Source organism: Brucella daejeonensis, assembly GCF_014199265.1.
Classification (GTDB): Bacteria; Pseudomonadota; Alphaproteobacteria; order Rhizobiales; family Rhizobiaceae; genus Brucella; species Brucella daejeonensis.
Window position 1 is genome coordinate 188,003 of sequence record NZ_JACIJG010000008.1, and the last position, 22,700, is coordinate 210,702.

Sequence of the window (22,700 nt, forward strand, 5' to 3'; positions counted from 1 at the left end):
ATGCGTAGCGCGAGTCCCTTCCTATAGGGGCTTGTCACGGAATCAATCCTCTGATTCTTTAGGGTTAACCACACAGTGATTTGATTCGGCAGGATTTTCCTGCCGCGGGTGCCTGCGGCCTGTGCTGCTGGGTCGCTCGGATTCTGTTTAATCGATGCGCAGGGGATTGCGCAGAGGGGATGCTAACATGACGGGAAAGCATGTTGCCGTTTTGATGGGCGGTTTCTCTTCGGAGCGCCCGGTCAGCCTGTCCTCTGGAGCGGCTTGCGCAGCGACACTTGAAGAGCGTGGCTATCGCGTGACGCGCGTCGATGTCGATCGCAATGTTGCGAGCGTTCTGACGGAATTGAAGCCTGATGTCGCGTTCAATGCGCTGCATGGCCCGTTCGGTGAAGATGGCGCCATTCAGGGTGTTCTTGAATATCTCCAGATTCCTTACACGCATTCGGGTGTGCTTGCTTCGGCGCTTGCCATGGATAAGGATCGCGCCAAAAAGGTCGCTGCTGCTGCTGGAGTGGCTGTTGCTCCTTCCCTTTTGCTTAATCGTTTTGAAATCGGTGCTGAGCACCCGATGGAGCCGCCTTATGTGGTCAAGCCGGTCCGTGAGGGCTCCAGCTTTGGTGTTGTGATCGTCAAGGAAGGCCAGGCTCATCCGCCGCAAATCATCAGTTCGGCTGAGTGGAATTATGGTGCTGAGGTTCTGGTTGAGAAATACATTGCCGGCCGGGAATTGACCTGTGCCGTGATCGGCGACCGTGCCATGGATGTCTGTGAGATCATTCCGGTCGGTCATCAGTTTTATGACTATGATTCAAAATATGTTGCAGGCGCATCAACTCACGTGTGTCCGGCAAAAATTTTACCAAATATTTACCAAAAAATACAAACAATGGCCCTTACGGCGCATCGGGCAATCGGGTGTCGGGGCGTAAGCCGGTCGGACTTCCGTTTCGATGACCGGTTTTCCGAAGAAGGTGAAGTTATCTGGCTGGAAGTCAATACACAGCCAGGGATGACTCCTACATCACTCGTGCCTGATATCGCCAAAGCGGCTGGTATCTCTTTCGGTGAATTGTTGAGTTGGATGGTGGAGGACGCGTCTTGTTTGCGTTGAACGGAAAATCGGACGGATACGGGCGCCCTGGCTCGATGCGCGACGCATCGGGGGCGATGGTTCTGCCACGTTTCCTGCGTAAGCCGTTCCGTTTCGCCGTCCGTCTCTTTCAGGGTAATGTCAATATTCCGCGCCATGCGGGTACTGTCGGCATGTTGGGTTTTCTCGGTGCGACGGGCCTTTATGGCATGGTGATCGGCGGTCATTCCTCCGAAGTGATCAAGGCGACCGCTTCGACGCTTGGTTTTGCCATTGAGGATGTGAAAGTCGTCGGCAACAGCGAAACATCCGATATCGATATTCTGGGTCAACTCGATCTGGATGGTGAAACTTCCCTCGTTGGCTTGAGTGCCGAAGAGGCTCGTCAGTCCATCGATAAATTGCCGTGGGTGGAAAGTGCGGAAGTGCGCAAGGTCTATCCGGGCACCATTCTGGTTTCGCTGCATGAGCGCAAGGCGTTTGCGATCTGGCAGAACGACAAGGAATTATCGCTGATCGATGCCGCCGGCGATACGATCGTTCCATTCCGCTCTGGCCGTTACAGTTCGCTGCCGCTTGTCGTGGGCGATGGCGCTGAAACGAAGGTCAAGGGTCTGGTGGACGAGGTTGCTGCTTATCCGATGCTGGCTGGAAAGGTTCGTGCCTATATTCGCGTCGGTGATCGCCGCTGGGATCTGCTTCTGGATAATGGTGTGCGCATCATGCTGCCGGAAAGCAACCCGTTGAAAGCGCTGGCGCAGGTCGAGAAACTCGATCAGGAAAAACATCTTCTGTCACGCGATATAGCAGCGGTCGATCTTCGTCTGGAAGATCGCGTGACCGTTCAGTTGACAGCAAGCGGTATGGAGCAGCGCCAGAAGTTTCTGGCGGAGCGAAAAAAAGAACTGGCCCGCACGGGGAAGCGCGTATGAGTATTCTGGGCGGTAAGGGACCATCACAACACGGAACGGCGGGGCGCAAGGTGCGCCTGTTGACGGTTCTGGATGTCGGGTCGAGCAAGGTTTCCTGCGTGATCGGGAGGCTGCGTCCGCATGAAGGCGGTACGCTGCTTCCGGGGCGTACGCATCGCATGGAAGTGCTCGGTATCGGTCATCAGCGTTCGCGCGGCGTGAAGTCCGGCGTCATCATCGATCTGGATGCCGCCGAACAGTCAATTCGCCTTGCGGTGGATGCTGCCGAACGCATGGCAGGTCTCACGGTCGATAGCCTCATTGTCAATATTTCCGCAGGACGCCTCAAAAGCGAGACCTTTACGGCAAGCGTCAATCTCGGCGGTCATGAAGTCGAGCAGGCCGATATTCGTCGTGTTCTGGCCGCAGGGGCAAAACAGGCGCTCGCCGCTGAACGACACCTCGTTCACTCGCTTCCGATCGGCTATACGCTCGATGGAGAACGCGGCATCCGCGACCCGCTCGGGATGCTCGGCGACAGCCTTGGCGTCGATATGCATGTTCTGACCGCAGACGCGGCGCCGCTGCGTAATCTGGAGCTTTGCATCAATCGCTGCCACCTGTCGGTGGAAGCCATCGTTGCCACGCCCTATGCGAGCGGCCTTGCTGCCCTGGTGGGGGACGAGGCCGAAATGGGGGCTGCCTGCATCGACATGGGCGGCGGCACCACCACGATATCGGTCTTCTCGGAAGGCAAATTCATTCACGCCGATGCGGTTGCCATCGGCGGCAATCACGTGACGATGGACGTGGCACGCGGCTTTTCCACCCGAATGGAAGACGCCGAACGCCTGAAGGTCATGTACGGCTCAGCCCTGCCGAGCGCTGCCGACGACCGCGATCTGATCTCCGTTCCGCCGATCGGCGACGACGAGCGTGATGTACCCAATCAATATCCGCGTTCGGTATTGACGCGGATTATCCGTGCAAGAGTGGAAGAGACGCTGGAACTGGTACGCGACAGGCTGAACCAGTCAGGTCTCGGACATATTGTCGGCAAGCGTGTGGTTCTGACCGGCGGCGCCAGCCAACTGCCAGGAATGCCAGAGGCTGCCCGGCGAATCCTTGCAAGAAATGTGCGAATCGGGCGTCCTCTAGGGATAGCGGGACTGCCTGAGGCGGCTAAGGGGGCAGCTTTTGCCGCGACTGTCGGACTTCTGATCTACCCGCAGGTGGCCGGGATAGAAGAACGGTCGGTAAAAGCGGCTTCCTCCGGTCTGATGACCGGTACGGGTGGGCGCATTCAACGTGTCAGCCAATGGCTGAGAGAGAGTTTTTGAGTACGCGGGCATTGAGTGCTGTTGAATATTTGGGGCGTGACCATCTGGGTAACAACCAATCCACACCGCGGCGGCGAAGCGGTGGTAAGGCTTAAGAGGAACAAGGACCTATGACTATCAATCTGCAAAAGCCGGATATTACCGAGCTCAAGCCCCGCATCACCGTATTCGGTGTCGGCGGTGGCGGTGGCAACGCGGTCAACAACATGATCAATGCCGGTCTGCGCGGCGTGGATTTTGTCGTGGCCAACACCGACGCTCAGGCTTTGACCATGTCGAAGTCGGAACGCATGATCCAGCTTGGCGCTGCTGTCACCGAGGGCCTTGGTGCCGGTTCCCAGCCGGAAGTCGGTCGTGCCGCGGCTGAAGAATGCATCGACGAAATCGTCGATCACCTGAACGGCACGCATATGTGCTTCGTTACCGCGGGCATGGGTGGCGGCACCGGTACGGGCGCGGCTCCCGTCGTTGCTCGCGCCGCTCGCGAGCGCGGCATCCTCACCGTCGGCGTCGTGACCAAGCCTTTCCACTTCGAAGGCGCCCGCCGCATGAAGACCGCCGACCTCGGCATCGAGGAACTGCAAAAGAATGTCGATACGCTCATCGTCATTCCGAACCAGAACCTCTTCCGCATCGCCAACGACAAGACCACCTTCGCCGATGCTTTCGCTATGGCCGATCAGGTGCTTTATTCGGGCGTTGCCTGCATCACCGACCTGATGGTCAAGGAAGGCCTCATCAATCTCGACTTCGCCGACGTCCGTTCGGTGATGCGCGAAATGGGCAAGGCCATGATGGGCACGGGCGAAGCTTCGGGCGAAGGCCGCGCAATGGCCGCCGCCGAAGCGGCAATCGCCAATCCGCTACTCGATGAAACCTCGATGCGCGGTGCAAAGGGTCTGTTGATCTCGATCACCGGCGGCCGCGACATGACCCTGTTCGAAGTCGATGAGGCTGCCACCCGTATTCGCGAGGAAGTCGATCCGGATGCGAACATCATCCTCGGCGCAACTTTCGACGAAGGTCTCGAAGGCGTTATCCGTGTTTCCGTCGTCGCTACAGGCATCGACAAGCAGATCGGAGACGCGGCGCCTGCGCCGCTGGAATTTCGCCAGCCGGTGAAACCAGCTACCCAGGCCAAGCCGATGGCCCCACACGGTGCGCTGCGCCCTCCGGTCGTCGAGCAGCCGCGTCAGGCTGATCCGGTTGCTCCGGCGAACCAGTCCGCCGAAGCGGAAACGCCAGCCGCATCTGCTGCTCCTGCCGCTTCCACTGAACCGGAATTCCGTCCGCAGAGCCGTATCTTCCAGGCTCCTGCACCGGAAGCCTTCGAACGCGCCCCGGTTGCCCGTGCACCGATGCCGCAGGCTCAGGCATCCCATCAGGCAGCGCAGGCTGCCCAGCCTCAGGCATATCAGCAGCCGCAGATGCATGAGCAGCCGGTACGCGAACCGCGTCCAGCTCCGCGTATGCCGGCCGTTTCGGATTTTCCGCCGGTTGCACAGGCCGAAATCAATGCCCGTCGCGCCCCGCAGCAGCCTGCGCAGGAAGAGCCTCGCGGCCCGATGAGCCTTCTGAAGCGCCTGACCCATGGTCTGTCGCGTCGTGAAGAGGATCAGCCGGCAGCCCGTCTTGAGCCTGCGCAGCATCGCGAACCGGGTATGCGCCCGGCCGAACGCCGTACACCGCAGCAGGACTCGTCGATCTACGCGCCGCGTCGCGGTCAGCTTGACGATCAGGGCCGTCCGCAGCCGCGCGCCGCTTCGGAAGAAGACCAGCTCGAAATCCCGGCCTTCCTGCGCCGTCAGTCGAACTGATCGGGTCCAAAGAATGGAAACAAGCCGCAGGTTCCGCCTGCGGCTTTTTTGTAGGTATGGATACTCTTCTCAAGCTGTTTCAAAACCGCCCGTAAGAAAGCGTGATTTTGCTCTTACGAGGCAAAATTGATACTTAGATTGCGGGGTGCGGGCGGGCCATGTCGATTGTGACGAGTTTGTGAAGCTACGCGCCTTTTCAGTCGCAATTTCAGCCTTATCTAACCATATAGATGCGGGAAGTTGTGAAACAGGGTTGTATCAAGTCTCCCATTTGATCAGCCCTTGTCGTTTTTGTTGAGCAGATTGGAACTGTCTTGAACGCATATCAAAAGACAATCGGTCGTGCGGTCACGCTGTCAGGCGTCGGCGTTCACGGCGGTGCACCGGCTTCGGCAATGTTTCTTCCAGCCGATGCGGACACGGGTATCGTATTCCAGCGTTCCGATCTGAAGGGCGAGGCACCGGAAGTGCGCGCTCACGTGTCGCAGATCGGTGCGACCGATCTATGTACGTCGCTCGGTTCGAAAGAATCCAGGATCGATACGGTAGAACATCTGATGGCGGCGGTTGCCGCTCTCGGTATCGACAATCTCATAGTGGAGGTCGACGGGCCGGAAGTTCCCATTCTGGACGGTACGTCCGCGCGCTTCATCGAAGCGTTCGATGAGGCTGGCATCGTTGTGCAGGAAGCGAAGCGTCGGTTCATTCGTATCCTGAAGACTGTTCGCGTGGAAGCAGGTGGGTCGTGGGGCGAATTCAGGCCTTTCGCGGGCACACGATTCGAAGTCGAAATCGACTTCGAATGTCCGCTGATCGGACGGCAGAAATTTGCCGACGATGTGAACGAGACGACTTTCCGCAAGGAATTGTCCACTGCGCGCACCTTCGGTTTCATGAAGGATGTGGAGCGTCTTTGGGCTTCCGGTCACGCGCTCGGTTCTTCCCTCGACAATTCGCTTGTGATCGGTGACGACAATTCGGTCATCAATCCGGGTGGGTTGCGTTTCAAGGACGAATTCGTCCGTCATAAGGCGCTTGATGCCGTTGGCGATCTGGCTCTGGCCGGTCTGCCCTTTATCGGCTGTTTCCGGTCTTATCGGAGCGGCCACAGGCTGAATGCGGAAACCGTCAAGGCGTTGCTGTCGGACAAGACCGCTTTCGATATTGTCGAGGCATCCGGTGTCCGCCGCAATTCCAAAGCCGCGGATTTCGTTGCCGTCAAACCGAATATCGCTGCCCCGTGGGCTATCTAGAAATATTTCGGGCAAGGGTTAAATTCGGGCAAGAGTTAAATATGCGGGGACCGGCATATGGCCTTAATTGGGCCGTGTTCGCCGGTTCACCTCATGATTGAGTCGGTGCACCGTTACGGTGGATTGATCGGAGAGCGTCTGTCCTGACAGACCTTATCCCGGGGATCATCCAGGCGGTTTCGGGTTTCGGCATGTTGTCCGATGCCGGTGCGGGCCAAATTTGGGCTATAGGTCAGCTAGACGATTGCCGATTGCGCTCGCATATGGTTTATGGACGGCCAAAACAGCGTTAGCTATGTTCGTATATTTGCTGAAGCTGAATCAATTCGATGGATGAAGCGATGGCGGAGTGCTAGAAGCGCACGCTGCTTCAAACGGGAAATTTGCTGCCAGAAGGCTGGAGACCGCATGACGAGTTTCAAATTCACGGGTATGACGAAAACCGCGCTGCTGACGGGCGCTATGGCCGTTCTTATCCCGCTCGCCGGTTGTGCCAGCAAGGACGACGATATCGATCTCACCAAATATGTCGAGACGATCGATCCTGCGGACAAACTCTATAATGAAGGCCTCGCCAATCTGGATGCTGGCCGCCTCGATGAAGCCGCGAAGAAATTTGCCGCTATCGACCGTCAGCACCCCTATACCGAATGGGCGCGCAAGGCGCTTGTGATGGCTGCCTTCACCAATTACCGCAAGGGCAATTACGAAGAAGCGATCTCGATGGCCAAGCGTTACAACACGCTGTACCCGACGTCGCCCGAATCCGCCTATGCCTATTACATCATCGGCCTGTCCTATTTCCGCCAGATCCCGGACGTGACGCGCGATCAGGCAGCAAGCCGCCGCGCCATTGCCGCGATGCAGGAAGTCGTCGATCGCTTCCCGGATTCCGAATATACGGATGATGCAAAGACGAAGATACGCTTTGCCCGCGACCAGCTTGCCGGCAAGGAAATGCAGATCGGCCGATACTATCTCGAACGCAAGGAATATCTGGCTGCGATCAAGCGGTTCCGCGGCGTGGTGGAAGAATATTCGAATACCCGCCAGGTGGAGGAAGCTCTCGCGCGTCTGGTTGAGGCCTATTACGCGCTTGGCCTGACCTCCGAAGCCCAGATGGCCGCTTCGGTTCTCGGCAAGAATTTCCCGGATAGCCAGTGGTACAAGGATAGCTACAAGCTTCTCCAGAGCGGTGGACTAGAGCCTCGTGAGAACGGCAATTCCTGGCTGGCCAAGGCCGGGGCGCTCATCACCGGCGGCAGCTCATAAGCTGATCCTCACATGCTGTCGCACCTGTCGATCCGCGATATTGTTCTGATTGAAAGGCTCGACATCGAGTTCAGGAGCGGCTTGTCCGTGCTTACCGGTGAAACCGGCGCAGGCAAGTCCATCCTGCTCGATTCGCTGTCGCTGGCGCTTGGCGCACGCGGTGATGCCTCGCTCGTTCGTCATGGCGCCGATCAGGGGCAGGTGACGGCGGTGTTCGATGTGTCGGGCAGCCATCCGGCACGACTGTTTCTGCGCGACAATGGTTTCGATGACGATGGCGACATCATTCTGCGTCGCTTGCAGATGGGGGATGGGCGTACGCGCGTTTTCATCAACGATCAGGCGGCAAGTGTCGCGCTTCTGCGTGATCTGGGGCGCAAGCTGGTGGAAATTCACGGCCAGCATGATGACCGGGCGCTGATCGACACCGATCTTCATCGCACATTACTGGATGCATTTGGCGGCCTTGAACAGGAGACCGCTCTGGTTCGCGAATGTCACAAGGCCTGGCGCGAGGCGGAAAGCGCGCTGGCCAGACATCGCGCCCGCGTGGAACAGGCCGAGCGGGAAGGCGATTATCTGCGCTCGTCGGTCGAGGAACTGACCAGGCTCGATCCGCAGCCGGGTGAGGAAGAAGACCTCGCCGAGCGTCGCGCCACCATGATGAAATCTGAAAAGATTGCCGGTGATGTGAATGAAGCTGGCGAGCTTTTGTCGGGGCAGGGATCGCCTGTGCCGACGCTGGCGAGCCTTGTGCGCCGCTTGGAGCGCAAGATTCCGGAAGCGCCGCATCTTCTGGAACCGGTTTGCAAGGCTATCGACGAGGCGCTTAACAGTCTGGCTCTGGCGCAGGATGGTATCGATTACGCGATGCGCGAGATCGATTTCGATCCGCGCGTGCTGGAGCAGGTGGAAGAACGGCTATTCGCTCTGCGCGCTGCCGCGCGCAAATATTCGGTAATGGTCGAAGGTCTGCCTGCATTGCGCGACAAGATGGATGCCGACCTCGCCGATCTCGATGCGGGAGCGGAAAAGCTTGTGCAGCTTGAAGGACAGGCGAGTGAATTGCGGTCAGCCTATGACGCGGCTGCGGGCAAGCTGTCGGCTTCACGCACGGAAACGGCGGAGCACCTGAAAGCCGCTGTAATGGCCGAATTGCCGGCGCTCAAACTGGAACGGGCCGAATTCATTGTCGAGATGACGACCGATCCAGAAGCCCGGGCGGCGGAAGGCATAGACACGGTCGAATATTGGGTGCGCACCAACCCGGGCACACGGGCGGGACCAATGATGAAAGTCGCCTCCGGGGGCGAGCTTTCGCGTTTCCTGTTGGCGCTGAAGGTGGCGCTTGCCGATCGTGGTTCTGCCCCGACGCTTGTGTTCGATGAAATCGACACCGGTGTGGGCGGCGCTGTGGCGGATGCTATCGGTCAGCGCCTTGCGCGGCTTTCCGGTCGTGTGCAGGTTCTTTCGGTCACACATGCGCCGCAGGTGGCAGCGCGTGCCTCGACACATTTCCTGATTGCCAAATCTGCAACCAACGAAGACCGGGTGGCGACCTCGATTCGATCTATCGGGGTGGACGAGCGGCAGGAAGAAATAGCCCGTATGCTGGCTGGCGCCAGTATCACCGATGAAGCGCGCGCAGCGGCGGAACGACTGCTTGCCGAGAATAGCGGACTCGTCTCCTGACACCATGCTGTCAGGGTATTTGCATGTTCGTAACATCGGGCCGGTGTAGGCGCGATGCCATTTCTTGGTTATGTTGAGCAAAATTGAATCAGCGGGTTTTGCTCCACCTATGTCCGATATTCCTGTCGAAAAACTGACCGAGCCTGAGGCCGCTTCCGAACTGGAACGGCTGGCGCGCGAAATTGCTCATCATGATGAGCTTTATCATGCCAATGACCGGCCGGAAATTTCGGATGCCGAGTATGACGCGTTGAAGCGGCGCAATGACGCGATTGAAGCGCGCTTTCCGCATCTGGTTCGAGCGGACAGTCCAACCTTGCGGGTTGGCACTGCACCGGCTTCTAAATTCGCTGAAATTGTCCATGCGCGGCCAATGCTGTCGCTTGGCAATGCGTTTTCCGACGAGGACGTGTGCGATTTTGTCGGGAGCGTCTATCGCTTCCTTGGGCAACTGCCCGATAATTCCATCGCGTTTACTGCCGAACCGAAGATCGACGGACTTTCCATGTCGATCCGATACGAGAACGGAATTCTGGTTAGCGGCGCGACGCGTGGAGACGGCACAACCGGCGAGAATGTGACGGCGAACATCCGCACCATTGCCGAAATTCCGAACAGGCTTCCTGCTGGAGTGCCTTCTGTCGTGGAAGTACGCGGTGAGGTCTATATGGCCAAGAGCGACTTCCTTGCGCTCAATGAGCAGATGGCAGCCGAAGGCAAGCAGACTTATGTGAACCCGCGCAACACGGCAGCAGGCTCGCTGCGTCAGCTTGATGCCAGGGTGACGGCAAGCCGCAAACTCAAATTCTTTGCCTATGCCTGGGGTGAAATGTCTGACATGCCTGCTGACACGCAGACGGGCATGGTCGAGAATTTCCGCGAATGGGGTTTCCCGGTCAATCCGCTGACGAAGCGGCTTCATAGCGCGGAAGAACTGCTTGCGCATTATCGTGCCATCGGTCTCGAACGCGCTCAGCTTGACTATGATATCGATGGCGTCGTCTACAAAGTTGACCGGCTCGATTTGCAGACGCGGCTTGGCTTTCGCTCGCGCAGTCCACGTTGGGCGATTGCACACAAGTTTCCGGCCGAGCAGGCGCTGACGATCCTGCGCGACATCGATATTCAGGTCGGGCGCACGGGCGCAATGACACCTGTTGCGCGACTGGAGCCGATCACTGTTGGCGGTGTGGTCGTGACCAATGCAACGCTGCACAACGAGGATTACATCAAGGGCGTCGGCCTCAAGGGCGAGCGCATTCGCGCGGACGAGCATGACATTCGCATCGGCGATACGGTCATCGTGCAGCGCGCGGGTGACGTTATTCCCCAGATTGTCGACGTTGTGCTGGAGAAGCGCCCGGCCGACGCCGTGCCATTCCGGTTTCCGCATGAATGTCCGGTTTGCCACAGCCACGCCGTACGTGAAGAAGGCGAGGCAGTCTATCGCTGTACTGGCGGTCTGACCTGCGCCGCGCAGGCGGTTGAGCGTATGCGCCATTTCGTGTCGCGTAACGCGTTCGATATTGAAGGCTTTGGCGAGAAGCAGGTCGAGTTTTTCTTCCATGCCGAAGATGAAAGCCTGAAGATCAAATCGCCTGCTGATATCTTCACACTCCAAAAACGGCAGGCTGATTCCCCCTTAAAGAAACTTGAAAACATCGAAGGCTTTGGCGCGACTTCCGTGAAGAAGCTTTATGACGCGATCAATGACCGGCGCGAGATTGCCCTGCATCGCTTTTTGTTTGGCTTGGGTATTCGTCACGTCGGCGAGGTGAATGCCAAGCGTTTTGCCCGTGCCTATCTGTCCTATGCAGCTTTTGAAAAAGCTGCGTTGGAGGCGGTGCCGCCGAAGGAGGGCGACCGTACCGACAAGGGCAACGAAGCTTGGCAGGAACTGATCGCGGTTGATGGTATCGGTTCAATTGTTGCTGAAGCGGTCGTGGACTTTTATGCGGAGCCGCATAACCGTGAAGTTCTGGCCGCACTCCTTGCCGAAGTGACGCCGCTTGATGAGGAGGCGCGCGTCGCCACCGGCTCACCGGTCGAGGGCAAGACGGTGGTGTTTACCGGCAGTCTGGAACGCATGTCGCGAGACGAGGCCAAGGCCATGGCTGAACGTTATGGAGCAAAGACGGCTGGATCGGTCTCGAAGAAAACCGATCTCGTTGTGGCTGGACCGGGGGCGGGTTCCAAACTCGCCAAGGCATCGGAACTGGGCATCGAAGTTATTGATGAAGACGCCTGGTTCACACTGGTTGGAGAGGAATGATGGCATCTTTCAACGGCTTTGGCGACAAGGCGATCCAGTTCTTGAAAGCTCTGGATTTCCACCAGAACAGGGAATGGTTCGTCGAGAACAAGGATCTCTTCGAGCGGCAGTTGAAGGAGCCGCTTGGCGATCTTGTCGAGGAACTGACGGGACGCTTCGAAAAGGCTGGACTGCCATTCAAAGGCGATCGCGTGAAATCGCAGTTCCGCATCAAGCGCGACACGCGGTTTTCCAAGGACAAGGCACCTTACAACCGGCATCTGTCCGCGCTCCTGTCCCAGTCTGGCACGAAATGGGATGAAAGTGGCTGCTTCTATGTCTGCATCGGCCTGCCGGGCGTACGCGACTGTTATGCCTGCGTTGCTTGGTGGGGGCCGAAAGCGCCGCTCCTGCTCGCTATACGCAAAGCCATTGCCGAGAAGCCGGCCGAGTTCCGTTCCATGGTGACGAAACTGAAGAAAAATGGCTTGAAAATCAGCGATTACGACCGGCTGAAGCGGACGCCGCGCGGTTTCGAAAATGTGACGGACGCGGATCTCCTTGAAGCCATTCGCAACCGGCATTTTGCCGTCAGGATGGAGATCGATCCCGATACGATCACACGGCCCGACCTTGCGGATCGTCTCATCGACTTTACGGAACGGTCCCGCCCGCTCGTGGATTGGATACGGAAGATCGAAAAGACAGTGCCGCAACAATCATGATCCGTCATGAAATCATCAGCGGAACTTATGAGTGATGCTCAAATGCTGCGTCTGACAGCTATCGTCAGCTAATTGTATGATTTTTCAGAAGGTCATATTCCAAGACGCATGAGAATTTCCTAATCACTCCTTATTCGGAGGAGTGAACAGCCGTGGATCAGACTTTCAGGCCCAGCCGGGCTTCCGTGCGTACCGATATCATCGACGGTGTCCAGCGCGGACTTCCGCTTGTTCTGGCGGGCGCGCCTTTCGGTTTGCTTTTTGGGGCGCTGGCGGTCGATAACGGCCTGTCGCTTGCCGAAACCGTATTCATGAGCGCCGTCATCTATGCAGGTGCAAGCCAGATGGTCGGGCTCGATCTTTTTGGCCAGAACGTCGCGCCGTGGATGATCGTCATGTCTATTTTCGCGGTCAATTTTCGCAATGTTCTCTATTCGGCATCCACGGGGCGCCGTATCCGCCACTTCAAGCCGTGGCAAAAGGTTCTCGCCTTTTTCGTTCTGGTCGATATCCAGTATGCGGAGGTTGAACAACGCGCTGAAGCGGGGAGGCCGGTCACCTTCGTCTGGTATATGGCGCTCGGGCTTACATTCTATGTGACATGGGTGCTGGAGGCGCTGATTGGCGGTCTTTTCGGCAATCTCATTCCCGATCCCCATGCATTCGGCATCGACTTCCTGTTGCCGATTTATTTTCTCGGCATGGTCATGAGCTTCCGGCACCGTCAGAACTGGCTGCCGATTGTCATCGTCAGCGCGATTTCAGCCGTGGCCGCCTACAAGTTCGTCGGCTCGCCCTGGCACGTAACACTGGGGGCGTTGGGCGGCGTAGCCCTTGCGGCCTTAATCGCCAAGCCGCGGGAAGGGGAGGCCTAAATGTCCACGACGATCTGGATCATTTTGGCGGGTGCGCTCTGCACCTATCTGACCCGCGTTGGCGGTCATTTGGTGCTGTCACGCTTCAGCCGGGTGCATTATCGGGTTGAAGCAGCGCTCAATGCCGTGCCTGCGGCCGTTCTGACCGCTATCGTTGCCGCTCCTGCGTCGGACCATGGCTGGCGGGAACTGTTCGTGCTTGCGGTCTGCACCCTGTTATCGCTGCGGCTCAGCATGATGACAATGTTCTTTGCCGGCGTAGCGCTCTTGATAGCGCTACGCAATTTCGCGGTTTGAGAATTCAGAGCGGTGCGGTAGCCGCTTCGAGCCACTTGCATTCGGCAGCGCCCAGATGGCCTGACAATTTCTCACGCACACCTGCGTGATAATTGTCGAGCCAGTCTATTTCCTCCTGCGTAAGCAGCGATTTGTCTATCAACCGCCGGTCTATCGGGCAGAAAGTCAGCGTCTCGAAGCTCATCATCGGAATATCGCCGCCTTCGGGTATTTTCGGCTCGGTGACGACGATGAGGTTTTCGATACGGATGCCGAACGAGCCTGGCTTGTAATAGCCCGGCTCGTTGGAAAGGATCATGCCCGGCAGCAGTTCCTGAACGCCTTTCCTGGAAATACTCTGCGGGCCTTCATGCACCGAGAGGTATGAGCCGACGCCGTGGCCGGTGCCGTGCGCATAATCGAAACCGTGCTTCCACAATGCGATGCGCGCAAGGGCATCGATATCCTGCCCGCGTGTGCCTTTCGGGAAGCGGGCGGTGGTGATGGCGATCACGCCTTTCAGTACAAGCGTGAATGCCTTGACGGTTTCCGGGCCAACTTTCCCAACCGGCACGGTTCGGGTGATGTCGGTGGTGCCGTCGCGATACTGCGCGCCCGAATCGACCAGATAGAGCTCACCATCCTGCAACATGCGGCTGGTATCGGTATTGACCCGGTAATGAATGATGGCGCCATTCGGCCCGGCACCGGAAATCGTGTCGAAGGAAAGGTCCTCAAGCGGCATCTGGAAATCGCGCCCCGCATTGGCGCGCGATTCTTCGAGTTTCTTTGCCGCACTGATTTCATCGATCGTGCCGGGTTTCTGCGCATCGATCCATGAGAGGAAATTGACCATGGCGACGCCGTCGCGCTCGTGCGCCGCGCGCGAGCCTTCAAGCTCCGCCGCGTTCTTGATCGCACGCGGAATGCGTGCCGGGTCCTTGCCCTCGATCACGCTTCCGCCCGCACCGGTGACGATGAGGCGCAGTTTCTCGGCAGCAAGGTTTGGATCGAGCAGGATGGCTTCGCCTTTTGCCGCGCGGGCGCTCAGGCGGCTCTCGAGTTCTGCGGGTGCCGACAGTTTTGCAAGCTGGGTCAGATAGGCGCGAGGCTCGATTGAAAGTTTGCGCTCATCGATGAACAGCTCCGGTTCGCCTTTCGCGGGAACGATGGCGAAACTCAGGGGAAGCGGCGTGTTGGACACATCCTTGCCGCGAATGTTGAAGACCCATGCGACAGAAGAAGGATCGGTCAGAACCGTGGCGCTTGCGCTACTTGCAGCGACAGCAGCCTGCATCTCCCTGATCTTGTCTCGGGCTTCGTGACCGGAGAAACGGGCAGGCTGGATAGTGACATCCGCTGTCGGCGCTTCCGGTTGGTCGTCCCAGACTGCGTCGACCAGATTGATTTCGACCGGAACAAGCTGACCGCCCTGTTTTTCAAGCGCGACACGCAGGGCCTCAGCTTCCGAAATGGTGTGAAGCCACGGGTCGAAGCCGATATTCAGTCCCTTGCCGTTTTCCGCCAGCCATGAGGCGGGCGGGTTGCTGACGAGGCTCTCATAGGAAAAGACCTGCGGGTCCGTCTGGGTGCGGACCTGCAGTTCGTAGCGCCCGTCGACGAAAATATAGGCACTCTTCCTGAGGATCAGCGCGGCGCCAGCCGATCCGGTGAACCCGGTCAGCCAGCCAAGGCGCTGCGCACGAGGTGGCACATATTCGCCCTGATGTTCGTCGGCGCGCGGGACAAGAAAACCGTCGAGCCCGAGCTCGGCCATTTTTTCACGCAGTTTAGCGACGCGCGGGGCGCCGTTGGCCGGATTGGTGGTAACGTCGAAACTCTGAAAAGCCATAGCTGTAACTCGCTCAAAACAGGAATGCGCCGCTGTCCCAACGGCCTGTTATTTCAGGTGAATCGCCACCCAGCCTTCGCGGTGGAGGGTTTTCTGATGGGTCAGGCCCTGAGCCTGATAGGCAGCGAGCACCGCATCGTGCTGGCTGTCAAGTATCCCGGAAAGGATGATGGAGCCACCGGACGCCATATGTTCCTTGATGGAAGGCGCAAGTTCGATCAGCGGATTGGCGAGAATGTTGGCGACGATCAGGTCGAACGGCGAATAGGAACGGAAAACCGGGTGGCCGAAGCCCTCTGCCGTTGCGGTTACGATATGTTCCGCGACACCGTTCTTGGCGGTGTTTTCTGCGGCTACCGTTACGGCAATGGGATCGATATCCGTCGCCAGAACAGGAATGGGAGCGAGCTTGGCAATGGCAATGGCGAGAACCGCACTGCCCGTGCCTAGATCGAGCGCATTGGTCGGATGTTCGGTTTTGACAGTTTCCTCGATAAGCTCAAGGCATCCTGCCGTGGTTCCGTGATGCCCGGTGCCAAAGGCCAGTCCCGCATCGATTTCTATCGGAATGTCGCCTGCTTCGATCTTGTCGCGATCATGCGAACCATGGACGAAGAAGCGTCCGGCGCGTACGGGTTTCAGGCCTTCCAGCGAATGCGTGACCCAGTCGATATCCGGCAGTTCCTCAACGGCGAAAAGGCCAGCGCCGACCAGCGCGTCAATCCGCTCCCCAACGTTCTCGGGGCTGTCCTCGACATAGACCGACACTTCGAAAATCTGCCGGTCTTCATCAATCTCGGTGATAGCGATGGGAAAGCCGTCATCCTCGAACGCCTGTTCGAGGAGATTGTAGACGCGTTCGGCTTCCGCCTTGTCCGCCGAAAAGAAAAGTCGTGACTGGGCCATGAGGGTAAAAAGCTCTCTGCTCAAAATGCTTCGGAGCTTCTCCTTAGCTGTTTGCGGCACCTTTGGCCAGATTCTTCAACTTTTCCAGAGCTGTATCGGGGTTTTCCTGATAGGCGATGGTGCTGCGGAAACGCCCGCCCTTATCGAGCAGGAACACCGATGCGGTATGATCCATCGTGTATTCACCGTCTTCGCCGGGAACTTTCTTGGCATAGACGTGGTAGGACTTGATCACGTCCTCGATATTCTGCGGCGTGCCGGTAACGCCGACGATGCGGTCGGAAACGTTGCTGACATAAGTCTTCATAACCTCCTGCGTATCGCGTTCCGGATCAACTGTGATGAAATAAGCCTTGATGTCACCGGCTGCGGGGCCGAGCTGTTTCAGCCATCCATCCAGTTCATAAAGCGTGGTCGGGCAGACGTCGGGGCAATGGGTGAAACCGAAGAAGATCGCCGCCGGGGTTGCACGCAGGTCCTTTTCCGTGAAAGCTTTGCCGTCCATCGTCACCAGGTTCACCGGACCGCCGAAAGGCTCTTTGGCCGCCTGCTTGTCCCGGAAAAGATTGAGGCCCGCCGCGCCGACAATGACGACGACGAAAGCGAGTATGAAGATGGGCAGGAATTTTTTCATGTCCAGTCGTCCTTGAATTGCCGAGCGCGTCCTTCTTGCTGCTCGATACATTATCTTTTCTTTATGTCGGGCGGAACGGTCGATTTGGCCGCAATCCGCCATCATGAAGAGCTTGGCGGTAATGTACGGCCATTTGCCCAATTTACAATAATTTCTGAAATGTTTGACAGGCGATCGGGCGCGTCATTCTGTCTTGATGGTGACGGGTGGTTTCAGGAGGGTATATGAGCTTTCCCTCATTCGATACGCCAGCAAAGTTGATGATCGATTTGTAATCTTTGGTTTTGCAGGCCGCACGGAATGTTGTATTTCCGTCATGAAATTGCAATTTTTCAAGAGAGCCGTGGTGGAAGTCGATTACGTAATCGCATGGGTCGATGGGCAGGATCCTGCACATATGGCGGCCAGACAAGAGTTCGCACCGAATTCCGGTCGCACACATTTCGAAGCAGTCACGACCGAACGTTATCTCGACAATGGCGAGATTTATTACAACATCGCATCGGTCATCAAATTCGCGCCTTTCGTCAGGCGGATTTTCATCATTACAGACAACCAGAAGCCCCGGTTACTGGATGCTTTCAAGGATGAGAGCAAATGCGATGGTTCTCTCATCCAGGTCGTATCGCACGACGATATTTTTGAAGGCCTCCCCGCCGCTCGTCCTTCCTTCAACGCGCGCGCCATAGAAGGTGCGATGTGGCGTATTCCCGGCCTGTCGGAACATTTCGTTTATTCCAACGATGATTTCTTCGTGAATGCACCTCTGAGCGAGGTCGATCTTTTCGAGAACAGGCGACCGGTGCTGCACGGCGATTGGGAACGGCCGGAAAACACGCGCTGGAAATACAAGCTGCGTCACCTGTTCGGTAAGATATCGGGGCATGAATATACATTCCCGAAGTTTCGAATGGCGCAATGGAAGGGTGCCGTCGCGGCGGGCGTGACGGATCGTTTCGTATCGATCCACCATCATCCCCACCCATTGCGACGTAGCACCCTCCCGTCATTTTTTGCCGAGAATCCTGAGGTTTTGAACCGTCAGGTCGGTTTCCGTTATCGCGATATCGAGCAGTTCAATACGGTTTCCTTGGCCAACCATCTTGAAATCTTTCGGCACAATGCTTCCGTGCGACCCGCCAGAGACCTTGCCTATCTCGATTTCGTGCAGCCCAAGCGCTGGGCTGAAGAATTCGACAAGATCAGCACCGGCTCGGCACCCTTTGGATGCGTTCAGGGATTTGAACGTTTTACTCCGGAGTTTCGGGCGCGGATTCACCAGACCCTGATTGCTAAGTTTGACGATGTCCTGCCGGATGCTATCAAGGCCTATCTCTCCGGCGATAAAAACGGTTCGCGACAGGCGGCCTGAAGTCCGTGGGCGATAACAGGGCGGAAAAATTACAAAAGGGCTTCAAATGTCGTCGTCTGACGATCTTCGCTTCCAGAACAACGAGCCGCGCATTCACTCAACGGCGCAGCTCAAGTCCGTCAAGCTGGGCCGCTATGCCGATATTGGCGAACGGGTGATCCTGCGCGAAGTGACGGTGGGCGACTTTACCTATTTTGAGCGGAATGGAGAGGGAATTTATGCCGAGATCGGCAAGTTTTGCTCGATTGCCGCCAATGTCCGCATCAATGCGTTGGAACATCCCATGGAGCGGCTCACCACGCACAAGATGAGCTACCGTCCGAATGAATATTTTCGTTATCTGGGCGTGGACAGCGATTTTCGCGCCCGGCGACAGGAAAAGCGGGTCGTCATTGGCAATGATGTCTGGATTGGCCATGGCGCAGTCATCACGCCGGGCGTCACCATCGGACATGGCGCGGTGATCGGCGCCAACGCGGTGGTAACGAAGGATGTCGCGCCCTATTGCGTGGTGGGTGGCGTTCCGGCACAGTTGATCCGCAAGCGTTTCGACGATGCGCTCATTGAGCGGCTGCTGGCGTTATGCTGGTGGGACTGGCCGGTCGAAAAGCTCTATGAGGCCATTCCCGATATACAGAAGCTCGTGCTCGATGATTTCCTCGATAAATGGGAAGAAATAAATCAGGCAGGCTGAACGAAACTGTCGAGAACGCGTTTCTGTCCGGCCTTGTCGAAGTCGATGGTCAGCTTGTTGCCGTCGATGACGGTCACCGTCCCGTTGCCGAATTTGATATGGAACACGCGGTCGCCGGTCTTGAAGGCGGATGGCTTGTCAGCCACCGACTTTGCCACCAGTTCTCCGTCGATGGTGCGACCCTTGACCGAACCGCGTCCCGCGCCGAAGCCGGAATCGGTTTCGCCATAACCGATGCGCTCAACACGGCTACCGGAACGTGAACCCCAATTGTTGCGTGTGGCGTCGGAGCGGTTTTGTTGCGCCCGCTGCCAGCCCGGCGTCGAATAGGAATTCTGGAACGGATCGGCCTTATCGAAGCGCGACTGCCCGTAGCCACCGCCGTAACCGCCGTAATTACCTTCAAGTTCGGCCACTTCCACATGCGCATCGGGAAGCTCTTCCAGAAAGCGCGACGGGATAGTCGACTGCCACATGCCATGGATGCGGCGATTCGAGACGAACCAGATATGCAGGTTTTTCTTGGCGCGGGTGACGCCGACATAGGCGAGGCGACGTTCCTCCTCCAGTCCGGAGCGCCCGCCCTCGTCCAGCGCGCGCTGGTGCGGAAACAGGCCCTCTTCCCAGCCGGGCAGGAACACGGTCTCGAATTCCAGCCCCTTGGCCGAATGCAGCGTCATGATGTTGACGGCATCCATGTCCTCGTTTTTCTCGGCATCCATCACCAGTGCGACGTGTTCGAGGAACCCGCGCAGGCTTTCATAATCCTCCATGGAACGGATCAGTTCCTTGAGGTTTTCCAGCCGTCCCGGTGCTTCCGCCGATTTGTCGTTCTGCCACATGGCCGTGTAGCCGGATTCGTCGAGAATCGTCTGGGCCAGTTCCGTATGCGATGTATTGTCGAGCAACGACTGCCAGCGCAGGAAATTCTGCACCACGTCCCGCAGCGCGGCGCGGGGCTTCGGCTTCAACTCTTCCGTTTCGACCAGATCGCAGGCGGCTGCGAACATGGAAATGTCGCGCGCGCGGGCATAGTCGTGCACCTGACGGATGGCGGCTTCGCCAAGGCCGCGTTTCGGCGTGTTGATGATGCGTTCCAGCGCCAGATCGTCAGCCGGTTGCGCCACGACGCGGAGGTAAGCCATGGCATCGCGGATTTCGAGGCGCTCATAAAAGCGCGGGCCACCGATAACGCGGTAATTGAGGCCGAGCGTGACAAAACGGTCTTCAAACTCGCGCATCTGGAAGGACGCGCGCACGAGGATCGCCATATTGTTGAGGAGGTGTCCCTGACGCTGGGCCTGTTCGATGGCTTCGCCAACCGCGCGGGCCTCTTCTTCCGAATCCCATGCGGCGTGGACTTTGACACGCGGGTCGTCGGGATCGGGCGCTTCGGTAAACAGCGTCTTGCCCAGACGCCCTTCATTATGCGCGATCAGATGGGCGGCAGCGCCCAGAATATGCGCCGTCGAGCGATAATTGCGTTCCAGCTTGATGACGACTGCGCCCGGAAAATCCTTCTCGAAGCGCAGGATATTGTCCACTTCCGCCCCGCGCCAGCCATAAATCGACTGGTCATCGTCGCCCACGCAGCACAGATTGACTTTGTTTTCGCTCACGCCGAGTTCGCTGCGCTCACCGGCTCCGCGGGGGCCTTCGGACGCCCTAGCGGGCTGTATGGGCGCATTTCCGCCCTGTGTGGCTGGTGTAGAATTGCGTGGCTGCGGCCTTTGCGCGAGCAGGCGCAGCCAGAGATATTGCGCGGTGTTGGTATCCTGATATTCGTCCACCAGAATATAGCGGAATTTCGCGTGATATTCGCGGAGGATATCCGGGTGATTGCGGAAGATGCGGATCGGATGCAACAGAAGATCGCCGAAATCGCAGGCATTCAGGGTGCGCAGCCGGTCCTGATAGGCCTGATAGAGTTCGCGTCCCTTGCCATTGGCAAAAGAGCGCGCATCGCCCTCGGGAATATCGGAGGGGCCAAAGCCCTTATTCTTCCAGCCGTCGATCATGTTGGCGAAAGTGCGCGCCGGCCAGCGCTTGTCGTCCAGACCTTCGGCCTGGATAAGCTGCTTGATCAGCCGGATCACGTCATCAGTGTCGAGGATCGTGAAATCCGAAGTCAGGTTCACCAGTTCCGCATGGCGGCGAAGAAGCTTGACGCCAATCGAGTGGAATGTGCCAAGCCACGGCATCCCTTCCACCGCGCCGCCCACCAGATGACCGATACGCTCCTTCATTTCGCGCGCGGCCTTGTTGGTAAAGGTCACGGCGAGAATCTGGCTCGGATAAGCACGACCGGTCGTCAGGATATGCGCGATGCGGGTGGTGAGCACACGTGTCTTGCCGGTGCCCGCACCAGCGAGAACCAGAACGGGACCTTCGGTGGTCAGAACCGCCTGACGCTGTTCCGGGTTCAGACCTTTGAGGTAATCGGGTTCGCCGCGCTGCTGGTTGCGCGCGGCCATGGCGCGAGCGGCAATACCTCCGGAAGCAGGCGCGCGGCCAGCCGGTGCGTCATCGCCGAAAAACGGCATATCGTCGGGAAAATCGGACATCTGACCCGAATGTAATGATTCGTGGCTGAAAGACCAGCGAAAGGGTTAAAATATTCGACTACTCTAATTGAGTAACGCGTCGGTCGGTGAAGTTCAGCCGATGCGCTGCCAGGGCCTCCACAAGCCCGCGCATTTGTGGTTCACGTTGCAGAAGATCGTCCAGTTCCGTCATCTGGTTCATGGCGATCAGCCGCAATATGTCGTCGCGGATCGCGCCATCGGCGCGGCGCGGCAGATGGGCAACAGGCTGGATCAGTTCGACCTTTTGCCCCTTGAGGCGCGTGCGCAGGCTCTTTTCATCGGCATTCAGCGTTTCCACGAAGGCATAGATGCCGACGCCTTTTGCAGGCAGAGAGTAGAGCGTCAGCGCCACATCCTTCACGCGCGGATCGGATTTCAGGGCGGCGAGAATTGCCGGGCCTTCATTATCGATCCGGTCGCCGGTGCCTTCGCCGTCGGACCAACTGAAAATACCGCGTGTTATAAAATTATAGACCTTCTTGCCGGTCGCAAGCCAGATACGCGAGGGCAGGGAGCGGCGGGCCAGAATGCGCTTTTCGGTCGGTGTCATCAGTTCTTTCGCGAAGGCGCGTTTCTGCTTGATGAGATGACGGAAATCCTCATAGGCCATCAGGCGATAAAGTGCGCCGCGACGACGGTGAACGCTCGCGAGCTGAAAATCGATGACGGCGGCTTCGCCTTCCGGCGTCATCAGCCAGTTCTGCGGCTTGGCAAGGTCGTTATGGGTCACGCCGAGGCGACGCATGTCGCGCAGGATGCGGTGTGCCGTGCGATACCATTTCGGATCGGTGGGGCGGGCGAGATGAAGCGGTGTGCCGTCCGTCCATGAACGGTAAAGTCCGTCCTTGTCGGTGGCGAGAAGTTGCGGCACACCTTCGATGCCGCGCACGGTCTTGAGGCCGCGGATTTCGCGGCGTGCCAGAATCCACGCCAGCGGCCTTGACCACCAGGGCGCGGCGCTGACCACGCGGCGGATGATGCGAGTTTCTGGGTCGCCTGCGAAATAGCCTGCGCGCGTTTCGGAAAACACGTCGCGCTTGAACACGGCGGTCTCAACGAATTCCGGTATCCGGTCGCCTTCTAGTGGCGCATCTATATTGGGGTTCTGAACCATAAGGCTCCACTAGCCGCTTGTGTGCGATCAATCAAGTT

Annotated in this window: 18 protein-coding genes; 13 read left to right on the top strand and 5 right to left on the bottom strand. The window is 57.9% G+C overall.

The annotated features are described in order from the left end of the window. Positions 1-187: 187 nt before the first annotated feature. From FHS76_RS12500 to FHS76_RS12550, 11 genes are all read left to right on the top strand, one after another. Positions 188-1,114, top strand: coding sequence for a D-alanine--D-alanine ligase (locus FHS76_RS12500; RefSeq protein ID WP_183652893.1), 927 nt, complete (start codon positions 188-190; stop codon positions 1,112-1,114). After that, complete coding sequence (locus FHS76_RS12505) at positions 1,102-2,025, top strand: cell division protein FtsQ/DivIB (RefSeq protein ID WP_183652896.1); 924 nt, start codon at positions 1,102-1,104, stop codon at positions 2,023-2,025. Before FHS76_RS12500 ends, FHS76_RS12505 begins: the two co-directional genes overlap by 13 nt. Then, a complete protein-coding gene (gene ftsA / locus FHS76_RS12510) occupies positions 2,022-3,344 on the top strand; it encodes a cell division protein FtsA (RefSeq protein ID WP_183652899.1) in 1,323 nt (440 codons plus the stop codon). Before FHS76_RS12505 ends, ftsA begins: the two co-directional genes overlap by 4 nt. A gap of 110 nt (positions 3,345-3,454) precedes the next feature. Next, positions 3,455-5,161 (top strand): cell division protein FtsZ, encoded by a 1,707-nt coding sequence (gene ftsZ / locus FHS76_RS12515; RefSeq protein ID WP_183652901.1) that lies wholly within the window; start codon positions 3,455-3,457, stop codon positions 5,159-5,161. 314 nt (positions 5,162-5,475) lie between these two features. Beyond that, positions 5,476-6,414, top strand: a complete 939-nt coding sequence (lpxC, locus tag FHS76_RS12520) for a UDP-3-O-acyl-N-acetylglucosamine deacetylase (protein WP_183652903.1) — start codon at positions 5,476-5,478, stop codon at positions 6,412-6,414. A 408-nt stretch (positions 6,415-6,822) separates the two neighbouring features. Further along, positions 6,823-7,686 carry an outer membrane protein assembly factor BamD gene (locus tag FHS76_RS12525; RefSeq protein WP_183652905.1) on the top strand — a complete coding sequence of 288 codons (864 nt, stop codon included), beginning with the start codon at positions 6,823-6,825 and terminating at the stop codon, positions 7,684-7,686. Positions 7,687-7,698: 12 nt separating this feature from the next. Further along, the gene (gene recN / locus FHS76_RS12530; RefSeq protein WP_183652907.1) at positions 7,699-9,378 is read left to right on the top strand and encodes a DNA repair protein RecN; all 1,680 of its coding nucleotides are present in this window, start codon (positions 7,699-7,701) and stop codon (positions 9,376-9,378) included. Between the two features lie 109 nt (positions 9,379-9,487). After that, positions 9,488-11,650: an NAD-dependent DNA ligase LigA gene (gene ligA, locus FHS76_RS12535; protein WP_183652909.1), complete on the top strand. Its 2,163-nt coding sequence runs from the start codon at positions 9,488-9,490 to the stop codon at positions 11,648-11,650. Next, entirely contained in the window at positions 11,650-12,354 is a 705-nt protein-coding gene (locus FHS76_RS12540; protein ID WP_183652912.1) for a DUF2461 domain-containing protein, read from the top strand. Before ligA ends, FHS76_RS12540 begins: the two co-directional genes overlap by 1 nt. Before the next feature lie 152 nt (positions 12,355-12,506). Further along, on the top strand, positions 12,507-13,229 hold the full coding sequence (locus tag FHS76_RS12545; protein ID WP_183652914.1) for an AzlC family ABC transporter permease: 723 nt from the start codon (positions 12,507-12,509) through the stop codon (positions 13,227-13,229). Continuing rightward, on the top strand, positions 13,230-13,526 hold the full coding sequence (locus tag FHS76_RS12550; RefSeq protein ID WP_183652917.1) for an AzlD family protein: 297 nt from the start codon (positions 13,230-13,232) through the stop codon (positions 13,524-13,526). A 4-nt stretch (positions 13,527-13,530) separates the two neighbouring features. Here FHS76_RS12550 and FHS76_RS12555 read toward each other — a convergent pair whose 3' ends face one another. From FHS76_RS12555 to FHS76_RS12565, 3 genes are read right to left on the bottom strand one after another with little or no spacing between them, the layout of a single operon-like run. Continuing rightward, positions 13,531-15,357 (bottom strand): aminopeptidase P family protein, encoded by a 1,827-nt coding sequence (locus tag FHS76_RS12555; protein ID WP_183652920.1) that lies wholly within the window; start codon positions 15,355-15,357, stop codon positions 13,531-13,533. Between the two features lie 48 nt (positions 15,358-15,405). Continuing rightward, the gene (locus FHS76_RS12560; RefSeq protein ID WP_183652992.1) at positions 15,406-16,263 is read right to left on the bottom strand and encodes a 50S ribosomal protein L11 methyltransferase; all 858 of its coding nucleotides are present in this window, start codon (positions 16,261-16,263) and stop codon (positions 15,406-15,408) included. A gap of 43 nt (positions 16,264-16,306) precedes the next feature. Then, positions 16,307-16,897: an SCO family protein gene (locus FHS76_RS12565; RefSeq protein ID WP_183652923.1), complete on the bottom strand. Its 591-nt coding sequence runs from the start codon at positions 16,895-16,897 to the stop codon at positions 16,307-16,309. A gap of 316 nt (positions 16,898-17,213) precedes the next feature. Between FHS76_RS12565 and FHS76_RS12570 the strand changes: the two genes are divergently transcribed. Both FHS76_RS12570 and FHS76_RS12575 read left to right on the top strand, forming a co-directional pair. Continuing rightward, on the top strand, positions 17,214-18,269 hold the full coding sequence (locus FHS76_RS12570) for a hypothetical protein (RefSeq protein ID WP_235992650.1): 1,056 nt from the start codon (positions 17,214-17,216) through the stop codon (positions 18,267-18,269). A 46-nt stretch (positions 18,270-18,315) separates the two neighbouring features. Further along, on the top strand, positions 18,316-18,963 hold the full coding sequence (locus FHS76_RS12575; protein WP_183652926.1) for a DapH/DapD/GlmU-related protein: 648 nt from the start codon (positions 18,316-18,318) through the stop codon (positions 18,961-18,963). Here the strand turns inward: FHS76_RS12575 and FHS76_RS12580 are convergent. Continuing rightward, positions 18,951-21,527 (bottom strand): ATP-dependent helicase, encoded by a 2,577-nt coding sequence (locus tag FHS76_RS12580; RefSeq protein ID WP_183652929.1) that lies wholly within the window; start codon positions 21,525-21,527, stop codon positions 18,951-18,953. The genes FHS76_RS12575 and FHS76_RS12580 overlap by 13 nt on opposite strands. A 58-nt stretch (positions 21,528-21,585) precedes the next feature. Then, on the bottom strand, positions 21,586-22,662 hold the full coding sequence (locus FHS76_RS12585) for a serine/threonine protein kinase (protein WP_183652932.1): 1,077 nt from the start codon (positions 22,660-22,662) through the stop codon (positions 21,586-21,588). Positions 22,663-22,700 lie beyond the last annotated feature (38 nt).

What these genes read in the sequence shown, in the direction of transcription:
- FHS76_RS12500 (WP_183652893.1), top strand. Translation starts at nt 188, where the DNA reads ATGACGGGAAAGCATGTTGCCGTTTTGATGGGCGGTTTCTCTTCGGAG.
- ftsA (WP_183652899.1), top strand. Translation starts at nt 2,022, where the DNA reads ATGAGTATTCTGGGCGGTAAGGGACCATCACAACACGGAACGGCGGGG.
- ftsZ (WP_183652901.1), top strand. Translation starts at nt 3,455, where the DNA reads ATGACTATCAATCTGCAAAAGCCGGATATTACCGAGCTCAAGCCCCGC.
- FHS76_RS12525 (WP_183652905.1), top strand. Translation starts at nt 6,823, where the DNA reads ATGACGAGTTTCAAATTCACGGGTATGACGAAAACCGCGCTGCTGACG.
- recN (WP_183652907.1), top strand. Translation starts at nt 7,699, where the DNA reads ATGCTGTCGCACCTGTCGATCCGCGATATTGTTCTGATTGAAAGGCTC.
- ligA (WP_183652909.1), top strand. Translation starts at nt 9,488, where the DNA reads ATGTCCGATATTCCTGTCGAAAAACTGACCGAGCCTGAGGCCGCTTCC.
- FHS76_RS12540 (WP_183652912.1), top strand. Translation starts at nt 11,650, where the DNA reads ATGGCATCTTTCAACGGCTTTGGCGACAAGGCGATCCAGTTCTTGAAA.
- FHS76_RS12550 (WP_183652917.1), top strand. Translation starts at nt 13,230, where the DNA reads ATGTCCACGACGATCTGGATCATTTTGGCGGGTGCGCTCTGCACCTAT.
- FHS76_RS12555 (WP_183652920.1), bottom strand. Translation starts at nt 15,357, where the DNA reads ATGGCTTTTCAGAGTTTCGACGTTACCACCAATCCGGCCAACGGCGCC.
- FHS76_RS12560 (WP_183652992.1), bottom strand. Translation starts at nt 16,263, where the DNA reads ATGGCCCAGTCACGACTTTTCTTTTCGGCGGACAAGGCGGAAGCCGAA.
- FHS76_RS12565 (WP_183652923.1), bottom strand. Translation starts at nt 16,897, where the DNA reads ATGAAAAAATTCCTGCCCATCTTCATACTCGCTTTCGTCGTCGTCATT.
- FHS76_RS12570 (WP_235992650.1), top strand. Translation starts at nt 17,214, where the DNA reads ATGAAATTGCAATTTTTCAAGAGAGCCGTGGTGGAAGTCGATTACGTA.
- FHS76_RS12575 (WP_183652926.1), top strand. Translation starts at nt 18,316, where the DNA reads ATGTCGTCGTCTGACGATCTTCGCTTCCAGAACAACGAGCCGCGCATT.
- FHS76_RS12580 (WP_183652929.1), bottom strand. Translation starts at nt 21,527, where the DNA reads ATGTCCGATTTTCCCGACGATATGCCGTTTTTCGGCGATGACGCACCG.
- FHS76_RS12585 (WP_183652932.1), bottom strand. Translation starts at nt 22,662, where the DNA reads ATGGTTCAGAACCCCAATATAGATGCGCCACTAGAAGGCGACCGGATA.